The organism is Paenarthrobacter sp. 10L420 (assembly GCF_056395385.1).
On sequence record NZ_JBFTJK010000001.1, the window covers coordinates 125,739 to 148,006 of the forward strand.

Genomic DNA, 22,268 nt, shown 5'->3' on the forward strand with positions numbered 1-22,268 from the left:
AAAGGATCTTTCCGTGATTTCCAAGAACCTCTTCCTCCAGGGCATTTTCCCGTTTGACGGCATCGGTATGGAAAAGCCGGTTCCCCTCCACAGCGAGCTCGCGCACTTTGTCCCGGACGGCGTCGTGAACCAGACTCTCTACTTCCGCGGCGGCAACTCCAGTTCCGAACTCATCGCGGTTGTCCTCATGCGGGACGGCGTTCCGATGCGGTACTTCCCCATCGGAGCAAAAGGCGATGTACACGTCCCGCTAAGGGTTGTGGAAGATATCGAGGGCGGCTCGATGATCGAGTTGTTCATCGCCGCGCCAGCTGGTGTCCGCGGTTCCGTGGTGGTGGACCTGGGCATGGTGGAGCACTGATGGCCAGGCGACTGGTGGTCATCGGCAACGGCATGGCCGGTGCCCGCACTGTTGAGGAAATCCTCGCCCGCGCCGGTGGAGACGCTTTCGAGATCACTATGTTCGGCGATGAGCCGTATGGGAACTACAACCGCATCATGCTGAGCCACGTGCTGTCCGGTGAGGAAAGCGAGGCGGACATCTTCCTCAACGCCCTTTCTTGGTACCAGGAAAACAACATCACCCTGCACGCCGGGGTGCGGGTGGAGCGCATAGATAAGTACAGCAAACACGTCTTCGCGGCCGATGGCAGGGTGGTTCCGTACGATGTCCTGATCATCGCCACCGGAAGCCACTCGTTCCTTCCGCCGATGGATGGCCTGTACACACCCAGCGGATCAGTGCGCCACGGGGTCTTCACGTTCCGGACCATGGACGATACGCGCAAGATGGTCCAGTTCGCCCAGCATGAGCATCATCGCCGAGCCGTAGTAATTGGCGGTGGATTGCTCGGGCTGGAGGCGGCCCGCGGGTTGCAGGCCTACGGCCTTGACGTGGCGGTGGTCCACTCGGGCGGCCACCTCATGAATGCTCAATTAGGGCCCGACGGCGGCGCAATACTGCGGCGAAGCGTCCAGGCGCTGGGCATCGAGGTCCACACCGGAAGCCGGACCACCGCCGTGCTGGGCAAGGACCGGATCACCGGGGTGCGACTTCGCGATGAGACTGAGCTGGGCTGCGACATGGTGGTTGTTACAGCCGGCATCCGGCCAAACGTGGATGTCGCCGTGGTGAGTGGGCTGGCGGTGGAACGGGCCATCGTGGTGGACGACCACCTGCGTGTCATGGACGAAGAAGACATTTATGCCGTGGGGGAGTGCGTGCAGCACCGGGGCGAGGTTTATGGGCTGGTGGCTCCGCTGTGGGAGCAGGCTGCCGTTCTGGCGGACCAGCTCACCGGCGTGGATCGTTCATCGGTCTATCTTGGCTCCCGGACCGCCACAAAACTGAAGGTGGCCGGCGTCGACGTCGCTTCCATGGGCCTGCCGGGCCCGGAACTCGACACGGATGAGCACATTGTTTTCTCGGAACCGAGCCGGGGCGTGTTCAAGTCGATCGTCATCCGGGACAACAAGATGGTGGGCGCTACCCTCCTTGGTGACAGCCGCAAGGTTGCTTACTTGACCCAGGCTTTTGACCAGGGACTGCCCTTGCCGGAGGAGCGGCTCTCGCTGATGTTCGATCTCGGTTCGCCTTCGGAGGAGGAAGGTGTTGCGGAACTGGCTGACTCTGCCCAGGTCTGCAACTGCAATGGAGTCTCCAAAGGGGCACTCGTCTCGGCTGTACAGGGTGGGTGCCGCTCCGTACCAGCCGCCATGGACGCCACCCGGGCCGGCAAGGGGTGTGGTTCGTGCAAGTTGCTGGTCGCACAGGTGGTGGAGTGGGCGGCCGACGGTGCCGTAGAAGAAGACCCCGCAGCCAGCTACTACGTCCCCGGGATTCCCTTGGACAAAGCTACGTTGATGTCCCGGATCCGGGAGCTTGGGCTGCGCTCGGTTTCACAGGTTTTCGCGGCCTTGGCTCCAGACAGCGCCGAGGACGCCAAGTCCAAGATGGGTCTGGCCTCGCTCATGAAAATGATGTTGGCAGAGAAGTACATTGACGAGCGCGACGCCCGCTTCATCAATGACCGCGTGCATGCCAACATCCAGCGCGATGGCACATTCTCCGTGGTGCCCCAAATGAAGGGCGGCGTGACATCCGTGCAGCAGCTCCGGAGGATCGCCGACGTCGCGGAGAAGCACAACATTCCCATGATCAAGCTGACCGGTGGGCAACGCATTGACCTCCTGGGCGTGGCCAAGGAAGACCTCCCCACAGTCTGGGCTGATCTGGACATGCCGTCCGGCTATGCGTACGGCAAGAGTTTCCGCACTGTGAAGACCTGCGTGGGAAAGGACTACTGCCGCTTTGGGACGGGTGATTCCACTGGTTTGGGGATCTCCCTTGAGTCTCGATTCCAGGGAATTGAGTCGCCGGCAAAACTGAAACTCGCGGTCTCCGGATGTCCACGGAACTGTGCAGAATCCTTGGTGAAGGACGTTGGGGTCGTGGCGGTGGAGGGCGGCCGCTGGGAGATCTACATTGGGGGAGCGGCCGGCGCCCACATCCGTAAGGGCGATCTACTGGTCACGGTGGATACGCCCGAGGAAGTCACGCTCCTGGCGGGTCGTTTCATGCAGTACTACCGGGAAAACGCGAACTGGTTGGAACGGACATACGCGTTTGTTCCCCGGGTAGGGATTGAGCATCTTCGCAGCGTCATCCTGGATGACTCCGAGGGCATCGCCGCCCGCCTGGATGCGGCGATGCAGGAGTCCGTGGACAACTACGTGGATCCGTGGAGTGAGCGCGATGATCCGCTCACGCCCGGACAGTTCCGGACCTCGCTGCCCTTGACGGTGCTCCCGCAGGTGCCGGTCCGATGAAGATTCCACACGTCGTAGGGCCGGTGGACCAAATTCCGTTCGGCGAAGGCAGGGCGTTCGGGATCGACGGCGAGCAGGTTGCGGTTTTCCGGCTACGGGATGGGACTTTGCGGGCTGTCTCTGCGGTGTGCCCCCACAAAGGAGGCCCCCTCGCGGACGGAACCATTGATCAGCGTGTGGTGATGTGCCCACTCCACCAGCACTCGTTTGAGCTGGAAACCGGATGTTCCACCACGGGTGCGAAGCCTCTGCGGACGTACGAAGTTTTCGCAGATGAGGGGCAAAACATCGTCGTCATTCCTTAAAGCAACGCGTGGTCACTTATGGCCCCTTTGGGCGGCCAACATGGGCCATAAGTGACTCCGCGTTGGTCTGTTCAGGGTGGGTGCTGTTGCCTGCGTCACGGGCATTCCCGTTAATCCCGTAAGATAGACGGGTTGCGCGAACGTTCGGCGTTCTGCGTTCTTTGTCACACTTCGGGGTCCTCCAACGAGGAAAGCTCGAATTTTGTGTGGCAAAGGTGCCCATGTTCCGGCATGGGCGCAAAACACCTACAGCAATACCCCAACCCACAAGGAATAGCTGTGCCGCAAAGTACCCCCACAGATCTCCAGAACCCGACGGCCACACCCACCGCCGTCGATTCAACCCTCAGCGCTGAGGGATACCAGAAGACCCTGAGTCGGCGCCACGTCACCATGATCGCCATGGGTGGCGCAATCGGCGTCGGCCTGTTCATGGGCGCCGGCGGCCGCCTGGCCTCCACCGGCCCGGCCCTGATCTTCTCCTACGCAATCGCCGGCGTCATCGCTTACCTGCTGATGCGCGCCCTCGGCGAACTCATCATGTACCGCCAGACCTCGGGCTCGTTCGTGAGCTACGCCGGCGAAATGTTCGGCAAGAAGGGCGCCTTCCTTTCAGGCTGGATGTACTTCATCAACTGGGCCATGACAGGCATTGCCGAGCTCATCGCGATCGGCCTGTACTTCCAGTTCTTCTTCCCCAACGTTCCCGTTGAACTCTCCGCCATTGCAGCGCTGGTGCTGCTGGTGGCCGTGAACCTGTTCAGCGTCAAGGCCTTCGGCGAGTTCGAATTCTGGGCCTCCTGCCTCAAGGTCGCAGCCATCCTGATCTTCCTGGCAGTTGGCACCTTCATGGTTGTCACCAACGCGCAGGTGGGCACCGGCCACGCTTCGGTAGGCAACCTGTTCCACGACGACGGCGGCATGTTCCCCAAGGGCGGCCTGGTCATGATCCTGGTCCTCAACGCAGTGATCTTCGCCTACAACGCGATCGAACTCGTCGGTATTACCGCTGGTGAGATGCAGAACCCGGAACGTGAAGTTCCCAAGGCGATCCGCGCCGTCGTGATCCGCATTATTGTCTTCTACGTCGGTTCCGTGATGCTCCTTGCGATGCTGCTGCCGTCGGACCAGTACAAGGCGGGCACCTCGCCGTTCGTAACCGTGTTCGGCCAGATGGGCCTCGGCTGGATGGGCGACGTCATGAACATGATCGTCATCACCGCCGCGCTGTCCTCCTGCAACTCGGGCCTGTACTCGATCGGCCGCATCTTCCGGACCATGGCAAACAACGGTCACGCCCCGCAGTGGCTTACCAAAATGTCCTCCCGCCACGTGCCGTATGCAGCCATCCTGGCGATCGGCGGCGTCTACCTGGTGGGCATCCTGCTCAACATCTGGCTGGGCGGCTCGCACGCGTTCGACCTCGCGCTGAACACGGCCTCCATTGGTGTGATCTTCACCTGGGGTTCCATCTTCGCGAGCCAGATTGCCCTGCGGAAGAAGCGCGGCAACGTCTCCAGCCTGCCGATGCCCGGTTCACCGTGGACCAGCTGGTTGGGCCTCATTGCGCTGCTGGCCATCACCATTCTGATCGGCTTCGACACCATGACGGATAAGGCAACCGGCGAGGTCTTCCTCCTGGGTCTCTGGACCCTGGCGACCATCCCGTTCTTCGCCCTGGTCCTGTGGCTTGGCTGGCAGAAGGTCAAGAACAACGAGCCGAAGAGCGAGCTGTTCAGCTAACGCTTCACTCGTAACGCTCGACGGCGGGTGCCTCCTTTGCGGGGCGCCCGCCGTTCGCGTTGTGGGGCCCGTTGGTCGTGTTTTTGGCGCATGTGGGCCGCAGAGCAGGCCCCACACAGCGCCAGTCAGTTGGGAGTGTCAGTGCCCCGGACTAGGCTCGATGTATGGATCACACCACCACCCTGACGCAGCACATCAACGCCAGCCCGGAGAAAGTTTGGGCGGTCCTCTCGGACATTCCAGGCTCGGCCGGGACCCTATCGGGTATCAACGCAATCCAGATGCTCAGCGAGGGTCCCTATGGGGAAGGCACACGCTGGAAGGAAACACGGACCATGATGGGCAGGCAGGAAACCGTGGAGATGTGGGTGTTGGAGGTGGATCCACCCCGCAGTACCACGGTCAAAGCACTTCAGGGCGGCGCCGATTACACCACGCGCTTTAACCTGGCAGGGCGCGACGCCGGCACTGACCTTACGCTGACATTCGGCGCCGAGGTCCTCAAACCCACGCTCCTCAGCAAAGTCGCCATGGCCTTGTTCGGCAAGATCGGCATGAGCATCACCCGGAAAGCCCTGGGCAAGGACCTTGCCGAGATCGCTGCAAAGGCGGAATCCCTCTGATGGCGGCTGCAAAGGTGGCGGCCCCCAAGATCTCGCCAGTGCGGTTGGAAGAACTGCGCGACGACGACGCCCCGGACTTCCAGCGTGGCGAACGCTATGACGGCATCAGGTTTACCCGCGTTTCCGCCGATGGGGAGGAGCTGAGCGGTGCTGACTTTATCGAGTGTGAGTTCACGGGAGTCTCCTTCAACGAGGCTCAGCTGCGCGGCGCCACGTTCCGGGAGTGCATCCTGGCCGAGCCATATGCTCCAGTCTTCACAGCCGCCCGGACTTCCTGGCAGGACGTGGAGATCAGCAATCCCAGGTGGGGATCAGCCGAGCTGTACGAGGGCACGTGGCGTTCGGTGCGGATCGAGGGCGGCAAGTTGGACTACGTGAACCTGCGGGGTTCAAAGCTGATGGACGTCCAGATTTCAGATTGCATCATCAACGAGCTCGATCTTGGCGGCTGCACCGGGACACGGGTGTCGTTGAAGAACTGCACTATCGGCACCTTGGATGTCACCGGCGCCAAGCTCAAGGACGTGGACCTGCGGAGCTCGGAGTTCCGGAGTATCAACGGGTTGGCGGGACTCGCCGGAGTTGTTATCGACGATTACCAGTTGAGTCTCATGGCCCCCCTATTGGCTGGTCATTTGGGTATCCGGGTGGTCTGAAGCACTGACTGGACGGCGCGGAGATGACTTCATCTGTTGACCCGGAGGGCAGGCCGTGTAATCTTTATAGAACGAACGGTCGGTATATTATTCCGCACCGGTCCCTTTCACTTCGCGAAGGATGTTCTCATGGTCGAGGCTTTTCTTGTTGGCGGCGCACGGACGCCGGTTGGTCGTTACGGCGGGGCATTGTCCTCCGTCCGTCCTGACGACCTCGCCGCGCTGGTGGTCCGTGAAGCAGTGGCGCGTGCCGGCGTCGATCCTGACTCCATTGATGAGGTAATCCTCGGCAACGCCAACGGCGCTGGAGAGGAGAACCGCAACGTCGCACGCATGGCGACCATCCTCGCGGGACTTCCCCTCCACATTCCGGGCATCACCGTGAACAGGCTTTGTGCCTCGGGCCTGAGCGCCATCATCATGGCCAGCCAGATGATCAAGTCCGGCGCCGCGGACATCGTGGTGGCCGGCGGCGTCGAATCCATGAGCCGGGCACCCTGGGTCCAGGAGAAGCCCACCGCTGCATTCGCCAAGCCGGGCCAGATCTTCGATACGTCCATCGGCTGGCGCTTCGTCAACCCACTCTTCACCAAGGGCGAGCTCTCCCGTGGCGGCAAGATGACCTACTCCATGCCTGAAACGGCCGAGGAAGTGGGCCGTGTGGACAACATCTCCCGCGAGGACGCAGACGCTTTCGCTGTCCGCTCGCACGAGCTAGCGTTGGCAGCCATTGCAGGCGGCCGGTTCAAGGACGAAATCGTTCCGGTCACCGTCAAGACCCGCAAGTCCGAGACCGTGGTGGACACGGATGAAGGTCCCCGCGAAGGCACCACCATGGATGTGCTGGCTGGGCTTCGGCCGGTAGTCCCCGGTGGCTCCGTGGTCACGGCAGGCAACTCCTCCAGCCTCAACGACGGCGCCTCCGCGATCATCGTCGCCTCCGAGGCCGCCATCAAGAAGTTCGGCCTCACGCCTCGCGCCCGCATCATCGACGGTGCTTCCGCGGGCTGTGAGCCGGAAATCATGGGCATCGGTCCTGTCCCTGCAACGCAGAAGGTCCTTGCCCGCACCGGCCTTTCCGTGGACCAGCTCGGTGCAGTGGAACTCAACGAAGCTTTTGCCACACAGTCCCTTGCCAGCATGCGGCGCCTGGGGCTGGACCCGGGAATCGTCAACAACGACGGCGGTGCCATCAGTTTGGGGCACCCGCTGGGTTCCAGCGGGTCACGTCTGGCCATTACCCTTCTTGGCCGCATGGAGCGCGAGCTTGCCAGCAACAACGGACCGAAACTTGGCCTCGCCACGATGTGCATCGGTGTCGGCCAGGGCACGGCAATGCTGCTGGAAGGCGTGTAAATGGCACTGAACCAGGAAGACTTCAGCACCCTTCTCCTCGAGGAACGCGACGACAGGCTCACTGTTCTTCTCAACCGTCCCGAAGTACGCAACGCGATCGACCAAACCATGGTGGACGAGCTTCACCTCATCTGCGCCGAACTGGAGCGCAACCCCAAGGTCCTGATCATCGCGGGCACGGACGGCGTCTTCGCCTCGGGCGCGGATATTGGACAGCTCCGGGAACGCCGCCGCGACGACGCACTGCGGGGGATCAACTCAACCATCTTCATACGCATCGCCAAGCTGCCCATGCCCGTCATCGCAGCGCTGGACGGCTATTGCCTGGGTGGCGGTGCGGAGCTTGCCTATGCGGCAGACTTCCGCATCGGGACCCCCAGTGTCCGGATTGGCAACCCCGAAACAGGGCTGGGAATCCTTGCTGCAGCCGGCGCCAGTTGGCGGCTCAGGGAGCTGGTGGGGGAGCCGAAGGCCAAGGAAATTCTCCTCGCCGGCGCCGTGTTGCGGGCCGAGGAAGCGCTGCGAATCAGCTTGATCACCGAGATTCACGAGGCCCCTGAGCTCATGGAGGCCGCGCACAACCTCGCTGACAGGATCGGCCGCCAGGACCCCCTTGCGGTCCGCATTACCAAGTCGGTGTTCCACGCTCCTGCCGAAGCACACCCACTGATCGACACCCTTGCCCAGGGGATTCTCTTCGAATCCCAGGCCAAATTCGACAGGATGCAGGCTTTCCTGGATAAGAAATCGGCGAAGGCCGCCAGCTCATCCACGACTGCCAACGACGACAGGACCCAGAAATGACAGCAGTTCCCGCGATTCCCCACGTTGTTGGAGTTCTTGGTGGTGGCCGGATGGGTGCAGGCATCGCGCACGCGTTCCTGACCAATGGCGCTACCGTGATCGTGGTGGAGCGGGATCATGAGGCAGCCGCCGGAGCGCAGGGCCGGGTAGCTGATGCGGTTGTCAAGTCCGCTGCCCGCGGCACCCTGGGCGAAACCCCTGCCGAAGCCATGGCCCGGTTCAGCACGTCGACGGACTACGAATCCTTCATTCACTGCGGCCTGGTGGTAGAAGCTGTGCCCGAGGATTACGATCTCAAGGTCGCCGCGTTGAAAGCGGTGGAAGACCACCTTTCCGCTGATGCGTTCCTGGCCTCGAACACGTCGTCGTTGTCCGTCACGGGATTGGCGAATGAACTCCGCAGGCCAGCCAACTTCATCGGCCTGCACTTCTTTAACCCGGTGCCCGCCTCCACCCTCATCGAAGTGGTGCTGGCCAAAGAGACCTCGCCCGAACTCGCCCAAGCGGCGAAGAACTGGACCGAGGTACTCGGCAAGACCGCCGTCGTCGTTAATGACGCGCCGGGCTTTGCGTCTTCAAGGCTGGGCGTCGCTATTGCCTTGGAGGCGATGCGCATGGTTGAAGAGGGCGTGGCTTCAGCGGAGGACATCGACGCCGCGATGGTCCTTGGGTACAAGCACCCTACCGGGCCGCTCAAGACCACGGATATCGTGGGCTTGGATGTTCGTCTGGGTATCGCGGAGTACTTGCATTCCACGCTGGGTGACCGCTTCGCTCCGCCGCAAATCCTGAGGGACAAGGTGGCCCGCGGGGAGCTTGGCCGCAAAACGGGCAAGGGCTTCTTCGACTGGAACGACTGAAGCCCGGGGCGGGTTAGGCTAACCGGGTGAACTCGATTGAACCCGTTACCCTGACCGGCAAATTCGTGACCCTTGAACCCTTGCGGCCAGATCACCACGACGACCTTGTGGAGGCGGCCAAGGACGGTGAACTCTGGAAGCTCTGGTACACCTCCGTACCCGCCCCGGACGGTATGGCTGCCGAGATTGAGCGGCGGCTGGGCCTGCAAACCGAAGGTTCCATGGTGCCCTTCGCTACCAGGCTCAACAGCACGGGCAAGGTCATCGGGATGACGACGTACATGAACATCGACGCCGCCACCCCGCGCGTTGAGATCGGCTCGACTTGGAACGCGGCGTCCGTCCACGGCACGGGCACCAACCCCGACTCCAAACTGCTGCTCCTTCGGCATGCCTTTGAGACCCTTGGCTGCCCCGCCGTCGAGTTCCGCACGCACTGGCTCAACCACCAGTCCCGCGACGCGATCGCCCGCCTCGGCGCAAAGCAGGACGGTGTGCTCCGGAATCACTCGCGCAGCAAGGACGGCACCCTCCGCGACACCGTGGTGTTCTCCATACTGGAACACGAATGGCCGGCGGTGCGGAACGGCTTGGAGTTCAGGCTGGCAAGGTACGGCATATAGCTGCTCAAGAACGTGGAAGCCGAAAAATAGGCTAGCCACAAGGTCTGTACCGCGTTGCCTGCCGGGCGTAATCTGGCCAACACATTGCCCCGTACGCGGCCGACGGGTGGGCGTGCCGCGAAGTGATCCTGTTTGTCGGACCACCGGAGCCCCAAAAGAGCAGTATGAAGGGGAAGCATCATGGCAACTCATCGAGCACGACGCCGGCACTTGGCTTTTGCAGGCGGACTCGCCGCCCTGGCACTCACCCTGGGATTCACGGCCAGTCCGGCCACCGCCGCACCGCCGCCACCTGTCACGTATGTGGCGCTCGGTGATTCATACACGGCGGGGACTGGTGCGGGGGACTTGTACCGTCCACCGGTAGCTTGTTGGCAGAGTCATCCGGGTTACGTCGACGATGTCGCCGCGACAGGGCGGGTCACCTTGTTGGCGAACTTGGCGTGTCACGGAGCCGTGCTGTTCCCGGTGCCACCCCTCTATGACGGAATGACGCCGTCCGTATTTCAGCAGATCACCAGCGCTGAAGGGCAATCTGCGTTGGGTAATGCCGGCCTGGTGAGCATTACTGCTGGTGCTGTCGATGCTGGCAGCCTCCTCGCGCTTCAGAACTGCTCTACGCCGGATACACAGCTTTGTGAGGCCACGGTCAACGCGATCATCGCCAATCTTCCTGCGACCGAGGCCGGACTTGAGATCATCTACCAGATGATCCGAGCCTCTGCGCCTGGGGCGACCATCGCTGTCTTGGGCTATCCACGGCTCTTTGATCCCGTCAACGGCCTCCCAGTGATCCCACCGGCGAACCAAGTCCAAGTGAACAGGGCCATTGATGCGCTCAACGCGACTATTGCCAAGGCGGCCGCCGAGAGCCAAACGAACGCCGTGTTCATCGATGTCACCAAGAAGTTCCTCGGGCATGCAGCGAATTCTGCAGATCCGTGGCTTGTGATGGTCCTGGCTCCCGTGCCCCCGTTTGATCGGCTGCCCGACGCCAACTTCCATCCGAACGTAGCAGGGCATCTGGCATACGCTGCAGCCCTGCTGTCCGCCGTCAAACCCGCTCAACTCGCCAAGCGTTAGACCACTAGGACGTTGCCGGCCCGCTGTTTCGTTGTTGCCCAACAACGAAACAGCGGGTTTGCAACGTTCATGCAGGCCGGACGCAATCTCAAACCTTCTGCCAGCGGCTCTCGGCCTCCGCGCTGGCCTCCACTGCGGCCAGCACCTTCTGGACCTGCAAAGCATCTGCGAACGATGGCTCCGGCTCGCGATCCTCAGCGATGGCGTTCACGAGGTCCACCACCTGATGTATGAATCCGTGCTCGTAGCCCAGGCCATGCCCGGTGGGCCACCAGTTCCCGACGTAGGGGTGCGATGGCTCCGTCACGATGACCCGCCGGAAACCGGCGTCCTCGTCGGAGGCATCGTAGAAGGACAGTGAGTTCATGTCCTCGAAGTCGAAAGCCAACGAGCCGAGCGTGCCGTTGAGTTCCAGCCGCATCGCGTTCTTCCGTCCCAGGGCAAACCGCGTCGCCTCGAACACGCCGATCGGGCCGCCGAGGGTGGAACGCTCGACGGCGGTCGTGCTGCCACCCGCTATGGCGGGGTCACCGCCGTCGCGCGTCTTTCCGCCGAAACGGGCCGTAAAGATCGCGGCGTCGTCGACAGTTACCGGACCGCGCGGACCGCCTGCACCACCGTGCCCGCCGAGCCCAACGAAGTCACCGCCGATTGGCCGCTCCTTCACGAACGTCTCCATAAGGGCTGAAACCCCTGTGATGTTGGACCCGGTGATCCACTGTGCGGCGTCGATACTGTGGGCGCCGATATCACCGAGTGAGCCAGAGCCGGACTTTGACTTGTCCAGCCGCCATGTCAGGGGCGCGTCCGCATCCGCCAACCAATCCTGGAGATACTGTGCCCTGACGTGGCGGAGCTCGCCCAACCGGCCGTCGTCCACCATCCGCTTGGCAAGGGCCAGTGCAGGAGTTCGCCGGTATGTGAACCCGCACATCGAGTACACGCCCCGCTCGGCGGCCGAGGATGCCACAGCAGTCATCTTCTCAGCCTCAGCCACACTGTTGGCCAAGGGTTTCTCGCACAGCACGTGTTTGCCGGCTTCCAGGGCAGCGATCGCAATCTCGGCGTGCGTGTTGCCCGGGGAACAGATGTCGATCAGGTCAATGTCACCGCGCTCGATCAGGCGACGCCAGTCGCTCTCCACGGAATCCCAACCGAGCTTGGCCGCAGCCGCCTGAGCAGCAGAAGCATTTCGGCCAGCCAGCGCCGTCAGCTTGGGCGCAAGTGGGAGATCGAAGAAGCGCGGCGCCGTTCGCCAGGCATGCGAGTGGACGGCACCCATGAAGGAGTAGCCCACCATGCCCACCCGCAGCTTCCGAGTCACAGCCGAACGCCTTCCCCCGCAAGCGCACTGCCCCCCGCAAGCGCACTCCGAACCGAGGTCCAGGACTTCAAAACTTCCAACACGGCCGGGTCCCGCTCGGCAAGGAGTGCCTGTTGGTACGAGTCCTCAAGCAGCGTGTCCACGGAAACCCGGGTGCCGTTGGCCGCACTCAGGATGGCCGCCTCCACCATGGCCAGGCTCATGATGTTTTGGTGCACCTGCCCCATCGGGGTGCTTCCCGTGCGGACTGCAGATACAAAGTCGCGCAGGGAACCAGCAATTTCCTGGCCAGGATCCTCAGAACTGCCAGCATCGCCGGAAACAGGAACAGAGGAAACAGGCTCATTGTCGCCATCCCACAAGACGGTGCCGTGCTCGCCGCTGATCCGCCACGAGGCGTTCCACGAGGTTTCCTGGCCCGGGCTGCACCAGCTTCCGTTGAACACGAAGCGCTCGCCGCCGGTCATTTCGAAAACGGCCGTGGCCCCGGCATCACCGCGGTACCAACTCCACGAGGGGTTGTACTCCTCGCAGAAAACAGAGACGGGATCGGCGTCGAGCAGGAATCGGGCCATGTCGAATTGATGGATCGCCATGTCCAGCAGCAGGGGGTGGTCCATGGCATCGCGGAATCCGCCAAAGTGCGGCGCCTTGAAGAACTCGGCAGAGACGATGCCAACAGCACCCACCGCTGAAGATAGCCGCTTGGCTTCGAAGAGCTGCCGGTTGTAGCGCCTGGACTGGCTGACCATGAACAGCTGGCCGTGAAGCTCAGCCGCGGCTGCCAGGGAAAGCCCTTGCGACACTGTGGAGGCCACGGGCTTTTCGCCAAGGACCGGCAGGCCCGCAGCGAGTGCCTCGGTAGTGACCGGATGATGCGCGGCAGGAACGGTGACGTTGATGATCGCCTGGGCTCCGACGTCGGACGCCAGCGCCGCTGTGCCGGCACCCACCGGAAGGTCTGGACGGCCGAGCGAAGCTGCAGCCTCGGCGGCGGTGGCGAGATCCAGATCCACGATGCCCACAAGTTCCACCAACGGTGACGACTCAACGGTTCGAAGCCAGGCGCGGCCCATGCCCCCGGCGCCGACCACTACGACGCGAAGGGGAGTGCCGTCGTCGGGGATGATGGCGAAAGGCGTGCTCACGCGTTTGCTCCTTGGTAGCTCTTGCCGTTGAAGAAGTCGTTGGTTTCGTAGCGAAGCAGCTCAGGGACGGCGCGCTCGGGACGGTCAGTGACGGCCCATTCGACGGCGTTGGCGATGACCCGGCGGATGTCTTTGTGCTGATAGACGGGGTAGTCCTGGTCGCCGGGGCTGAAGAAGAAGATCTTGCCGTGTCCGCGCCGGAACGTGCAGCCCGAACGGAACACTTCGCCTCCGCTGAACGAGCTGATGAACACCAGTTCCTCCGGCGTGGGGATATCGAAGAATTCGCCGTACATTTCCTGCTCAGGGATCACGATGGGGTGCGGCACGCCCTTGGCGATGGGGTGGGTCGGGTCCACTGTCCAGACGAGTTCGCGGTCGTGTTCGGAGCGCCAGCGCAGGGTGCAGCTAGTGCCCATGAGCTTGGTGAAGATCTTGGACCAGTGCCCGGAGTGCAGCACAATCAGGCCCATGCCCGCGAGCACGTGGCGGTGGACGCGCTCCACGATTTCGTCCTCAACGTCGGCGTGGGACATGTGCCCCCACCAGGTGAGGACGTCCGTGTTGGCGAGGACTTCCTCCGTGAGGCCATGCTCGGGTTCGTCCAGGGTCGCGGTGCGAACCTCGACGCCGGAACCCAGGTTCTCCTCGATGCCCGCCTTAACTGCGCCGTGCATTCCTTCCGGGTACAGGCGTGCCACGAGTTCGTCCCGCTTCTCGTGACGGTTTTCGCTCCAAACGGTGACGCGGATGGGCTTGCTTGTTTCAGGCATGATTTTTCCTTCTGATGAGTGAGGGTCTACTTGACCGCGCCGCCGGTGGTGCCAGCGGCGATGTATTTTTGGGCCGCGACCAACAAGACGATGGCCGGGATGGAGGCGAGTACCGCCGTCGCCATCACTGAACTCCAGTCGTTCACGTAGGCGCCGATGTACTGGAAGATGCCCAGGGTGACGGGGCGGACCGCTTCCGTGGTGGTCAGGGTCAGGGCGAACAGGAAGTCGCTCCAGGCGAACAGGAACGTAAAGAGGCCCGCGGTGATCAGCGAGTTCCGACTCAGCGGAATCACGATCGACCAGAACGCCCGGACGTGCCCCGCACCGTCCACCCGCGCTGCCTCGATCACGGACGACGGCATGCCGTTCATGAACGCCCGGATGATGAGGATGGCGAACGGAATTCCGTGTGCCGAGTCCGCGAGGATCAGGCCTGGAATGGAGTTGAGCAGCCCAAGATCGTTGTAGGCCGTGTAGAGGGCGTTGGCCACCACGATGCCCGGGATCATCTGGCTGATGAGGATCGCGAAGAGGACAACTCCTGCGCCGCGAACCTTGAAATAGGCCAGCGCGTAGGCCGCCGGGGCAGCGATTGCCAGGCTCAATGCCACACTGCCCAGAGAGATGATCAGGCTCGTGCCGAGGTTCCCGGCTTGCTCACTGATGGCTGTGGCATAGCCGGTGAAGTCGGGCTTCAAGGGCAGCCACGAGGTTTCCAAGGTAGTGCCGTTGGGCTGCAGGGAGGCGTTGATCATCCAGTAGACCGGGAACAGCATGATGGCCAGGAAGAAGATGGCCAGCGCCGTGTAGCCCCAGTTCTTGCGGTTTCCTGCCGGCGCCTTTGCCCTGCTGGGCCGGAGTGTGGGTGCTTTCAGTACGGTTGTCATGGTTTCCTCACTCATCCACAGCACGTCGGCTTGCCCGCAGGTACAGGACCGCGAACACCAGGGAAATGATCACCAGCACGTTGCCCAGGGCCGCGCCTTCGCCGAATTTGAATTCGTGGAAGGAGAGGTCGTAGGACTGGGTAGCGATGGTCTGGGTCGAGTTCGCCGGGCCACCGTTGGTCAGGCCCAGGATGATGTCCAGCACCTTCAGCGTGTAGACGACGCCGAGCACCAGCACCACGCTCACCACGGGACGGAGCATTGGCCAGGTGATATGCCGGAACGCCTTCCAACCTGTGGCGCCATCCAGGGACCCGGCCTCGTAAAGCTCGTCCGGGATCTCCTGCAGGCCCCCGTAGAGGATGGTCAGATTGAACGGGATGCCAATCCAGATGTTCACTCCCACCACAGCGATCAAAGCCAACGAGGTACTGGTCAGCCACGGAACGCCCGTGTTGATGACGCCCAGATCGCCCAGGAAACGGTTGAGAGCTCCGCTGTCCTTGTCCAGGATCCAACGCCACACGGCACTCGAGACAATCAGCGGCAGTAGCCAAGGCAGCAGGAGCAGCGAGCGCAGGATTCCGTTGAGCGGGAACTTGCGTTGGAAGAAGATCGCCAACGCCAGCCCGATCACGAACTGGCCCAGGATGGAACCCACCGTGAACAGCGCGGTGTTCAGCAGTGAGGTGGAAAACAACGACGACGACAATACAGTTACGTAGTTGGCCAGCCCTACCCACGGGGCTTCTCCGGTGAAGAACGTAGCCGTGGTGTAGTCCTGGAAACTCATGACGACGTTCTTGACCACGGGGTAGCCGAAGAACAGTGCCATGTAGACCACGGCAGGAACCAAGAAGAGCCACTGGAAGATGCGCTCGCGGCGTTGGCGGGTGCGCCGTCGTGGTGTCTGCGCTTCTGTAGGCGAGCCTGCCGGGCGGCCATGCTTGCGCGTGGCCTTTCCCGCGGCCTTTCCGGTGGAACCTGCCGCTGTTTGCGACAAATCTGTTGTCAATGACATGGCTGGCTGCTTACTGGCCTTGCGCTTGCTTGAGGGCATCTGCCGGCGAGGCGTTACCGGTCAGGGCTGTCTGGATGGCGGTGTAGATCTTGGTTGCCTGTGCCGGCCATTCTGCACCCAGCTCGCCGGTGCGGGCGCGGGCAGTCTTGATCAGCTCAGTGAACGTAGCGAGCTTGGGGTTTTCGGTGGCGAACTTCTCCGCCAACGTGGTTTTGGAAGGAATCGTGTTGCGGACCTTGGCCATCGCCATCTGGTTCTCGTCACTGTTCAGGCAGGCAACCACTTCCGCGGCCTTGGCCTGGCGTGCCTTGTTGCCGGTCTGGGGGACCGTCCAAACTTCGCCACCCAGCGGCGCAACGGACGTCTGGCCGGCTTCACGGACGGGGATCTTTACGACGCCGTACTGCAGAGTGGGCTGCTTATCCAGGGCCGGGATCTGCCACGGGCCGTTGACCATCATGGCTGCTTTGCCGGCCATGAACTGGTCCTTTACATCGGCCTGGGTCCAGTTCAGGGCGGAGGAAGAGACGGAGCCGCTCTTGACCAGGTCTGTCCAGAGCTGGAGTGCCTGCTCGGTCTCCTTGGTGTCGATCTTCTTCTCGTCACCGCCGTTGGACCACATGACCGGGAGGAACTGCCAGGTGCCTTCATAAGTGGGGTTGGCGTTGAACGCGAGCCCGTACTGGTCGCCGGCGGTGAGCTTGGCGGAGGCTGCCTTCAGCTCATCCCAGGTGGTGGGCGGGGTTACTCCAGCCTTGTCCAGGATGTCCTTGTTGTAGAACAGGGCAATGGTGTTCACGGTGGGAGCCAGGCCATAGACCTTGTCCTTGTAGGTGCCTGCGCTCAGGACACCCTCTGCGAAGTTATCCGTGCTGATCTTGAAGTCTGACAAGGGAGCCAAAGCGCCCGTGGCGGCAACCTGCTGCAGGTCCGGATTGTCCAGCATGAGCACGTCCGGAAGCGTTTTGGAGGAGGACTGCTGGAGCACCTTGGAGATCAGGGACTTGCCCGGGACGGTCTCCCGCTTGATGGTCACACCTGCCTGGGTGCCGCACTTGGTCAGGGCGTCGCCGATGAAGGACTTGTCCGGCTCGTTGTTGTAGTAGTCCATCACGGAGATTTCTTTGACGGCCTCCGACGACGAAGCTGCGGGGGAGGTCCCGCAGGCTGAGAGGGCCAGGGGCAGGCCGACCAACGCAGCGACGGCGAGGGCAAGAGGACGACGGGTTGTCCTTTGTGCTGACTTCATTGTCTGTTCCTTTTTTCTGGGAGTGGCTTTTATCGGGGACGAGATTGTCGATACGTATCGACGATGCGTATCGATGAATTCGGAAACGGATGGGATGCAGGTGCTGCGGAGAGGGTCTAGCTGCCGTGGGGTGGACGGAGCGTGCTGGCACGGTGCGTAATGACCGTGGGTACCAATTCCAGGGATTCGGTTGGTCCCTGGTTTTCGGCTTCGAGGAGATCGCAAATAATCTTCACCGTACGGCGGGATACTTCGGCCGGGCGGAGGTCAATGGTGGAAAGCGGGATGGGCTGAAGCTCAGCCAGGGTGGGGGAGGCGCTGCCGATGACGGAGACATCCTTCCCGGGAGTCAGGCCCCGACTGGTCAGAACCCGTCGAAGAACGTCCTGAACGGTGCCGTCCGGAGCGATAAACGCAGGTATTCCAGTGGTCTCCGCCAAGGCTTTGTCCACGGATTCCGCGATCACCTCGCGGTCCGTTCCTCCGGGAAGGTGCAGCACCTTGACGCCGAGGGTCTCCGCGGCCTTGTTGGTGCCGGACATGAAGCGTTCCACGTAGTTCACGTGGCGATCGACAACCTCCGGCTGCCAGTCGATCACTGAGATCACCGCATGTCCTGCTGCCGCAAGGTCCTGGACGCATTGTTCGCCGGCCATTTCGAAGTCCGCGTCAATGCAAACCAATCCGGAAGGATCATGTGGGATGCCGATCAGCACCACGGGGACGTGGAGGCTGCGGACTACCGGGAGCCGTTCGTCGTCGCCTTCCACCTGCATCAGGATCAGGCCGTCGCAGATCTGCTGGCCCACCACACGCTGCAGTCCGGGTGCCCCCTCATCCTCGGTGACCAGCAGGATGTCGTGGTCATAGAGGCGGGCGGTGTTGGCGATCACGGAGACGAACTCCATGATCGAAGCCATGTGCAACTCAGGGATGAAAGGGATGACGAGGCCGATCACGCGGGTCCTGCGGCTGGCAAGCGCTCGGGCTCCGGCATTTGGCTGGTAGGTCAGCTGCTGGATGGCGTCTTCCACCTTTTTCCGCGTTTTCTCGGAGATGGGTCGCTTGCCACTAAGAACATAGGAAACCGTGCTCTGTGCAACGCCGGCGGCCTGGGCAACGTCCTTGCTGGTGGGCATGTCCTGGCCTCCTCGCGCTCTCTGCTGAACGGTTTGCTTGTCGTCGATACGTATCGTCGATGCGCATCGAGAACGAGTATGACATGAGTCACTCGCCCCGCGCAATACCCCCTTCTGATCCGCTCTCACATCCACCGCCCTTTCGGCCGATCTTCTCTCATTTCCTGTCGCCTTTGGGCGGATGTTCTCTCACATCACTGCAGGCGAATGTGCTTAGCTGGCTCCTATGGACGGGACAGCACCGCAGTTAGGCGTCCACTGGGATGGCGCCGTGAACGCCTGGCGGGTCGCGGGGGACGTGTACAGAATGGGTCGCCACGAGTGGGTAACCGCAGCCGGTTGGCACCAAATGTACGACGACGGCATCCGCACTATCATCGATTTGCGCGCCTCGGGCGAGCGGCGGCAACGCGACACCGATCCCAAGGTGCCGGACGACGTGAAGGCCAGCATCGACGTCGTGCATTGCCCCACGGAGGACCCCGACCATAGCGATTTCGGCGAGCTCTTCGGCCCGTACCTGAAGGACCCGTCGCGGTACGGCGACTATGTGAGGCTATTTGGGGAGAAGATTGCGGCCGTCTTCAAGGCTATTGCCGCCTCGCCAGGCAAGGTTGTGATTCACTGCTCGGCGGGCCGGGATCGCAGCGGGGTGATCGCACTCATGTTGCAACGCTTGGCCGGTCTTGGCGACGACGAAATCCTGCGCGGCTACGAACTTGCGGCACGGGGGATCAATGAGCGACACCGCACCCACGGGGCACCGCATGCGCATGATCCCTACCTTTCCGACGCGGAGTTTGAGGCCTGGCTGGAGCAGAAGCGGGCAGGCGTGAAGGTGTTCCTTGGTTCTCTGGACGTCGAGTCCTTCCTGGCGCGGAATGGTGTCACGGGCGCGGAAGTGGAGGCGATCCGCGCCAAGCTGCGGTGATGTGAGAGAACGATGGCCGGAATCGGGCGGGATGTGAGAGAGGATCGGTGGGAATCGGGTGGGATGTGAGAGAACGACGAAATTGCTGCTGCACTCCTCCGGGCATTCATGTACCCTGTATATATTACCGAACGGCCGGTCAGTAATGTTTGCGGTCCCGCAGACCCAATGACCGAGCCGATTTCACGTGCCTTGGAAGGACCCGTCGACGATGACCACTACCGCAGTCGCCCCGGAAACCACAGCCGTTGCAACCGTCCCCAGCTACGTCCAGGATGCCTGGTGGACGCCGGCTCCTGACGCCAAAACCGTCCCGGTCCGTGATGCCAGCACCGGAGAAGTCCTGGCCAACGTCAGCACTGACGGACTGGACTTTGCCGCCGTCGTAAATTACGGCCGCACCACAGGCCAAACGGAACTTGGAAAGCTGACCTTCCACCAGCGTGCGCTCAAGCTCAAAGAGCTTGCCATGTACCTCAACGGCCGACGTGAAGAGCTGTACGAGTCCTCGTCGCAGTCCGGCGCCACCAAGATCGACAACATGATCGACATCGACGGCGGCATCGGCGTTCTCTTCACGTTTGGGTCCAAGGGTCGCCGTGAACTGCCCAACTCGCAGGTTGTGGTGGATGGGCCGATGGAGGTGCTGTCCAAGGATGGTTCGTTTGCCGGCGAGCACATCTACACCCGCATCCCCGGCGTCGCGGTGCAGATCAACGCCTTCAACTTCCCGGTCTGGGGCATGCTGGAGAAGTTCGCGCCCGCATTCCTCGCGGGCGTTCCCACCATCGTCAAGCCGGCCACGCCCACGGGCTACGTTGCGGCCGCCGCGGTCAAGGCGATCGTCGAGTCCGGCATCCTGCCCGCGGGCTCCCTTCAGCTGATTTCCGGCTCCGCCCGGACCATCCTGGACGAACTGGATTTCCGCGACCTCGTCTCCTTCACGGGTTCGGCGTCTACCGCGAATTCGCTGAAGGCCCACCACAACGTGGTCCAGGGTGGCGTTCGCTTCACCTGTGAGACCGACTCCCTGAACGCCGCGATCCTTGGACCGGACGCTGTTCCCGGCACTCCGGAATTCGACGCGTTTGTCCGGGCCGTCGTCACCGAAATGACTGTCAAAGCCGGCCAGAAGTGCACCGCCATCCGCCGTGTGATCGTCCCGCAGGAGTTGATTTCCGACGTCTCTGCGGCCATTGGTGCGCGCATTAACGAGCGTGTGGTGGTTGGTGATCCTCGCGCCGAGGGCGTCACCATGGGCGCCCTGGCTTCGCTGGAGCAGCTCGCCGACGTCCGCGCGGCCGTCCAGTCAATGCTCGACGCCGGTGGTGAGCTTGCGTACGGGTCCCTCGATTCGCCGTCGGTCACCTCGGTCGGGGGCACCGTGGGTGTCGTGGAAGACGGGGCTTTCATGTCTCCCGTACTCCTCAACTGGGCCGACGCGGAAGCCGAAGAAGTCCACTCCCTTGAAGCTTTCGGCCCCGTCTCCTCGGTGATCGGATACTCGGATCTTGCCGATGCCATCCGCCTCGCAGCCCGAGGCTCGGGTTCATTGGTGGCGTCCGTGTGCACCAACGATCCTTCGGTGGCGCAGGAGCTGGTGCTCGGAATCGCAGCGCATCACGGCCGCGTCCACATACTCAACCGCGAGGACGCGCGGTCCTCCACCGGACACGGCTCACCCGTACCTCACCTGGTCCACGGTGGTCCTGGCCGCGCAGGTGGCGGCGAGGAGCTGGGCGGTATCCGCTCGGTCCTGCACCACATGCAGCGCACCGCCATCCAGGGCTCGCCGAACATGCTCACCGCCGTTACCGGTCAGTGGCACACGGGCGCCGACCGCAATTTCACCGTGGAAACCGAAGGTGAGCACCCCTTCCGGAAGCACCTCTCGACGCTGAGGATCGGCGACGCCGTTCGCTCCGATCTGCGCCAGGTGACCCTCGAGGACATCACGGCCTTCGCTAACTCCACTGGCGATACGTTCTATGCACACACCAATCAGGAAGCAGCCGAGGCCAACCCGTTCTTCCCGGGCATCGTCGCGCACGGCTACCTGCTCCTGAGCTGGGCTGCCGGGTTATTCGTGGAGCCCGCGCCGGGTCCTGTGCTGGCCAACTACGGCTTGGAGAACCTGCGTTTCATCACGCCCGTGGCAGCCGGCGACTCCATCCGCGTCACGTTGACCGCCAAGAAGATCACACCGCGTGAGACTGACGAATATGGCGAGGTTGCCTGGGACGCGGTTCTCACCAACCAGAACGACGAAATCGTAGCCACCTACGATGTTCTGACCCTCGTGGAGAAGTAACCTTCTCTCACATCCCGACCGTTTTTACCGGATCTTCTCTCACATCATCGTGCCCTGGGCCGGTTGTTCTCTCACATAACAACGAAGCGCGTCCCCACCAGGGGGACGCGCTTTGCCTTAAGGGGACGGTTACAGCTGGTATTCGGCCTGTTGGCCAAGGGTCTCGTGGATGCACAGAACATTGTTCTCGGTATCCATGAACCAAGCGCACTTCTCGGCGTCCGTGGTGCAAATGTGGTTATCGGTCTTGAGATCAGGCTCGTCGTAGTCCTGGAACTTGACGCCTTGGGCCTCCATCTCCGCAACAGTTCGCTCGATGTTCTCGACCTCAAAGCTCAGGGCGGTATGACCAGAGTGCTTACCGTCCGTGACCGGCAACAACTGCAGCATGGGGCCGCCGTCGTTGCCAAATAGATCATTTCCATCCCAGGTCCTGCCGCGATGCGGAAGGCCGAGCTTTTCAGCGTAGAACTCTCGTGCGCGGCTCAGGTCATCGACAGGCAGGACGGTTGTGGCTGTGTTAAGGGCTAGATGCATTTGGCCACCTCCTACGCTGAAAATTTTACGCTGGGCGGCTCCGGAAGGATCCTACGAATCATG

Annotated in this window: 21 protein-coding genes; 13 read left to right on the top strand and 8 right to left on the bottom strand. The window is 62.3% G+C overall.

The window, feature by feature from the left end; all coding sequences use genetic code 11:
* Nucleotides 1–13: 13 nt before the first annotated feature.
* From AC1DD5_RS00585 to AC1DD5_RS00635, 11 genes are all read left to right on the top strand, one after another.
* Entirely contained in the window at nt 14–361 is a 348-nt protein-coding gene (locus AC1DD5_RS00585; protein WP_431116373.1) for a molybdopterin oxidoreductase, read from the top strand.
* Nucleotides 361–2,829, top strand: a complete 2,469-nt coding sequence (gene nirB, locus AC1DD5_RS00590; protein ID WP_477520390.1) for a nitrite reductase large subunit NirB — start codon at nt 361–363, stop codon at nt 2,827–2,829. Before AC1DD5_RS00585 ends, nirB begins: the two co-directional genes overlap by 1 nt.
* Nucleotides 2,826–3,134, top strand: coding sequence for a Rieske (2Fe-2S) protein (locus AC1DD5_RS00595; protein ID WP_477520391.1), 309 nt, complete (start codon nt 2,826–2,828; stop codon nt 3,132–3,134). Before nirB ends, AC1DD5_RS00595 begins: the two co-directional genes overlap by 4 nt.
* A 279-nt stretch (nt 3,135–3,413) precedes the next feature.
* Entirely contained in the window at nt 3,414–4,877 is a 1,464-nt protein-coding gene (locus AC1DD5_RS00600) for an amino acid permease (RefSeq protein WP_442003503.1), read from the top strand.
* Nucleotides 4,878–5,041: 164 nt separating this feature from the next.
* Nucleotides 5,042–5,500: an SRPBCC family protein gene (locus AC1DD5_RS00605; protein WP_477520079.1), complete on the top strand. Its 459-nt coding sequence runs from the start codon at nt 5,042–5,044 to the stop codon at nt 5,498–5,500.
* The gene (locus AC1DD5_RS00610) at nt 5,500–6,156 is read left to right on the top strand and encodes a pentapeptide repeat-containing protein (RefSeq protein WP_477520392.1); all 657 of its coding nucleotides are present in this window, start codon (nt 5,500–5,502) and stop codon (nt 6,154–6,156) included. Before AC1DD5_RS00605 ends, AC1DD5_RS00610 begins: the two co-directional genes overlap by 1 nt.
* A gap of 129 nt (nt 6,157–6,285) precedes the next feature.
* The gene (locus tag AC1DD5_RS00615; protein ID WP_477520393.1) at nt 6,286–7,512 is read left to right on the top strand and encodes a thiolase family protein; all 1,227 of its coding nucleotides are present in this window, start codon (nt 6,286–6,288) and stop codon (nt 7,510–7,512) included.
* Entirely contained in the window at nt 7,513–8,316 is an 804-nt protein-coding gene (locus tag AC1DD5_RS00620; RefSeq protein WP_477520394.1) for an enoyl-CoA hydratase/isomerase family protein, read from the top strand. It abuts the gene before it with no gap.
* Nucleotides 8,313–9,176 carry a 3-hydroxyacyl-CoA dehydrogenase family protein gene (locus tag AC1DD5_RS00625; protein ID WP_477520395.1) on the top strand — a complete coding sequence of 288 codons (864 nt, stop codon included), beginning with the start codon at nt 8,313–8,315 and terminating at the stop codon, nt 9,174–9,176. The genes AC1DD5_RS00620 and AC1DD5_RS00625 overlap by 4 nt, the downstream gene beginning before the upstream one ends.
* Before the next feature lie 26 nt (nt 9,177–9,202).
* Complete coding sequence (locus tag AC1DD5_RS00630; protein WP_477520396.1) at nt 9,203–9,799, top strand: GNAT family N-acetyltransferase; 597 nt, start codon at nt 9,203–9,205, stop codon at nt 9,797–9,799.
* Nucleotides 9,800–9,979: 180 nt separating this feature from the next.
* A complete protein-coding gene (locus AC1DD5_RS00635; RefSeq protein WP_477520397.1) occupies nt 9,980–10,882 on the top strand; it encodes an SGNH/GDSL hydrolase family protein in 903 nt (300 codons plus the stop codon).
* A gap of 88 nt (nt 10,883–10,970) precedes the next feature.
* Here the strand turns inward: AC1DD5_RS00635 and AC1DD5_RS00640 are convergent, their stop codons facing one another.
* From AC1DD5_RS00640 to AC1DD5_RS00670, 7 genes are all read right to left on the bottom strand, one after another.
* Nucleotides 10,971–12,182 (bottom strand): Gfo/Idh/MocA family protein, encoded by a 1,212-nt coding sequence (locus tag AC1DD5_RS00640; protein WP_477520732.1) that lies wholly within the window; start codon nt 12,180–12,182, stop codon nt 10,971–10,973.
* Nucleotides 12,183–12,202: 20 nt separating this feature from the next.
* Nucleotides 12,203–13,354, bottom strand: a complete 1,152-nt coding sequence (locus AC1DD5_RS00645; protein WP_477520398.1) for a Gfo/Idh/MocA family protein — start codon at nt 13,352–13,354, stop codon at nt 12,203–12,205.
* Nucleotides 13,351–14,127, bottom strand: coding sequence for a ThuA domain-containing protein (locus tag AC1DD5_RS00650; RefSeq protein ID WP_442019056.1), 777 nt, complete (start codon nt 14,125–14,127; stop codon nt 13,351–13,353). The genes AC1DD5_RS00645 and AC1DD5_RS00650 overlap by 4 nt, the downstream gene beginning before the upstream one ends.
* A 26-nt stretch (nt 14,128–14,153) precedes the next feature.
* Nucleotides 14,154–15,017, bottom strand: a complete 864-nt coding sequence (locus AC1DD5_RS00655; RefSeq protein ID WP_442003515.1) for a carbohydrate ABC transporter permease — start codon at nt 15,015–15,017, stop codon at nt 14,154–14,156.
* 7 nt (nt 15,018–15,024) lie between these two features.
* Nucleotides 15,025–16,038, bottom strand: a complete 1,014-nt coding sequence (locus AC1DD5_RS00660) for a carbohydrate ABC transporter permease (protein ID WP_442019055.1) — start codon at nt 16,036–16,038, stop codon at nt 15,025–15,027.
* Between the two features lie 10 nt (nt 16,039–16,048).
* The gene (locus AC1DD5_RS00665) at nt 16,049–17,287 is read right to left on the bottom strand and encodes a sugar ABC transporter substrate-binding protein (protein ID WP_442019054.1); all 1,239 of its coding nucleotides are present in this window, start codon (nt 17,285–17,287) and stop codon (nt 16,049–16,051) included.
* A 116-nt stretch (nt 17,288–17,403) separates the two neighbouring features.
* On the bottom strand, nt 17,404–18,426 hold the full coding sequence (locus AC1DD5_RS00670; RefSeq protein WP_477520399.1) for a LacI family DNA-binding transcriptional regulator: 1,023 nt from the start codon (nt 18,424–18,426) through the stop codon (nt 17,404–17,406).
* A gap of 226 nt (nt 18,427–18,652) precedes the next feature.
* Between AC1DD5_RS00670 and AC1DD5_RS00675 the strand changes: the two genes are divergently transcribed.
* Nucleotides 18,653–19,357, top strand: a complete 705-nt coding sequence (locus tag AC1DD5_RS00675; RefSeq protein WP_477520400.1) for a tyrosine-protein phosphatase — start codon at nt 18,653–18,655, stop codon at nt 19,355–19,357.
* Between the two features lie 211 nt (nt 19,358–19,568).
* Nucleotides 19,569–21,668 carry a phenylacetic acid degradation bifunctional protein PaaZ gene (gene paaZ, locus AC1DD5_RS00680; RefSeq protein WP_477520401.1) on the top strand — a complete coding sequence of 700 codons (2,100 nt, stop codon included), beginning with the start codon at nt 19,569–19,571 and terminating at the stop codon, nt 21,666–21,668.
* A 129-nt stretch (nt 21,669–21,797) separates the two neighbouring features.
* Here paaZ and AC1DD5_RS00685 read toward each other — a convergent pair whose 3' ends face one another.
* Nucleotides 21,798–22,205 (bottom strand): VOC family protein, encoded by a 408-nt coding sequence (locus tag AC1DD5_RS00685; protein ID WP_442003521.1) that lies wholly within the window; start codon nt 22,203–22,205, stop codon nt 21,798–21,800.
* Nucleotides 22,206–22,268 lie beyond the last annotated feature (63 nt).

Excerpts from the sequence above, each read along its gene's own strand:
- nirB (WP_477520390.1), top strand. The coding sequence starts at position 361 with ATGGCCAGGCGACTGGTGGTCATCGGCAACGGCATGGCCGGTGCCCGC.
- AC1DD5_RS00595 (WP_477520391.1), top strand. The coding sequence starts at position 2,826 with ATGAAGATTCCACACGTCGTAGGGCCGGTGGACCAAATTCCGTTCGGC.
- AC1DD5_RS00605 (WP_477520079.1), top strand. The coding sequence starts at position 5,042 with ATGGATCACACCACCACCCTGACGCAGCACATCAACGCCAGCCCGGAG.
- AC1DD5_RS00610 (WP_477520392.1), top strand. The coding sequence starts at position 5,500 with ATGGCGGCTGCAAAGGTGGCGGCCCCCAAGATCTCGCCAGTGCGGTTG.
- AC1DD5_RS00615 (WP_477520393.1), top strand. The coding sequence starts at position 6,286 with ATGGTCGAGGCTTTTCTTGTTGGCGGCGCACGGACGCCGGTTGGTCGT.
- AC1DD5_RS00620 (WP_477520394.1), top strand. The coding sequence starts at position 7,513 with ATGGCACTGAACCAGGAAGACTTCAGCACCCTTCTCCTCGAGGAACGC.
- AC1DD5_RS00625 (WP_477520395.1), top strand. The coding sequence starts at position 8,313 with ATGACAGCAGTTCCCGCGATTCCCCACGTTGTTGGAGTTCTTGGTGGT.
- AC1DD5_RS00635 (WP_477520397.1), top strand. The coding sequence starts at position 9,980 with ATGGCAACTCATCGAGCACGACGCCGGCACTTGGCTTTTGCAGGCGGA.
- AC1DD5_RS00640 (WP_477520732.1), bottom strand. The coding sequence starts at position 12,182 with ATGGTGGGCTACTCCTTCATGGGTGCCGTCCACTCGCATGCCTGGCGA.
- AC1DD5_RS00650 (WP_442019056.1), bottom strand. The coding sequence starts at position 14,127 with ATGCCTGAAACAAGCAAGCCCATCCGCGTCACCGTTTGGAGCGAAAAC.
- AC1DD5_RS00655 (WP_442003515.1), bottom strand. The coding sequence starts at position 15,017 with ATGACAACCGTACTGAAAGCACCCACACTCCGGCCCAGCAGGGCAAAG.
- AC1DD5_RS00660 (WP_442019055.1), bottom strand. The coding sequence starts at position 16,038 with ATGTCATTGACAACAGATTTGTCGCAAACAGCGGCAGGTTCCACCGGA.
- AC1DD5_RS00665 (WP_442019054.1), bottom strand. The coding sequence starts at position 17,287 with ATGAAGTCAGCACAAAGGACAACCCGTCGTCCTCTTGCCCTCGCCGTC.
- AC1DD5_RS00670 (WP_477520399.1), bottom strand. The coding sequence starts at position 18,426 with ATGCCCACCAGCAAGGACGTTGCCCAGGCCGCCGGCGTTGCACAGAGC.
- AC1DD5_RS00675 (WP_477520400.1), top strand. The coding sequence starts at position 18,653 with ATGGACGGGACAGCACCGCAGTTAGGCGTCCACTGGGATGGCGCCGTG.
- paaZ (WP_477520401.1), top strand. The coding sequence starts at position 19,569 with ATGACCACTACCGCAGTCGCCCCGGAAACCACAGCCGTTGCAACCGTC.
- AC1DD5_RS00685 (WP_442003521.1), bottom strand. The coding sequence starts at position 22,205 with ATGCATCTAGCCCTTAACACAGCCACAACCGTCCTGCCTGTCGATGAC.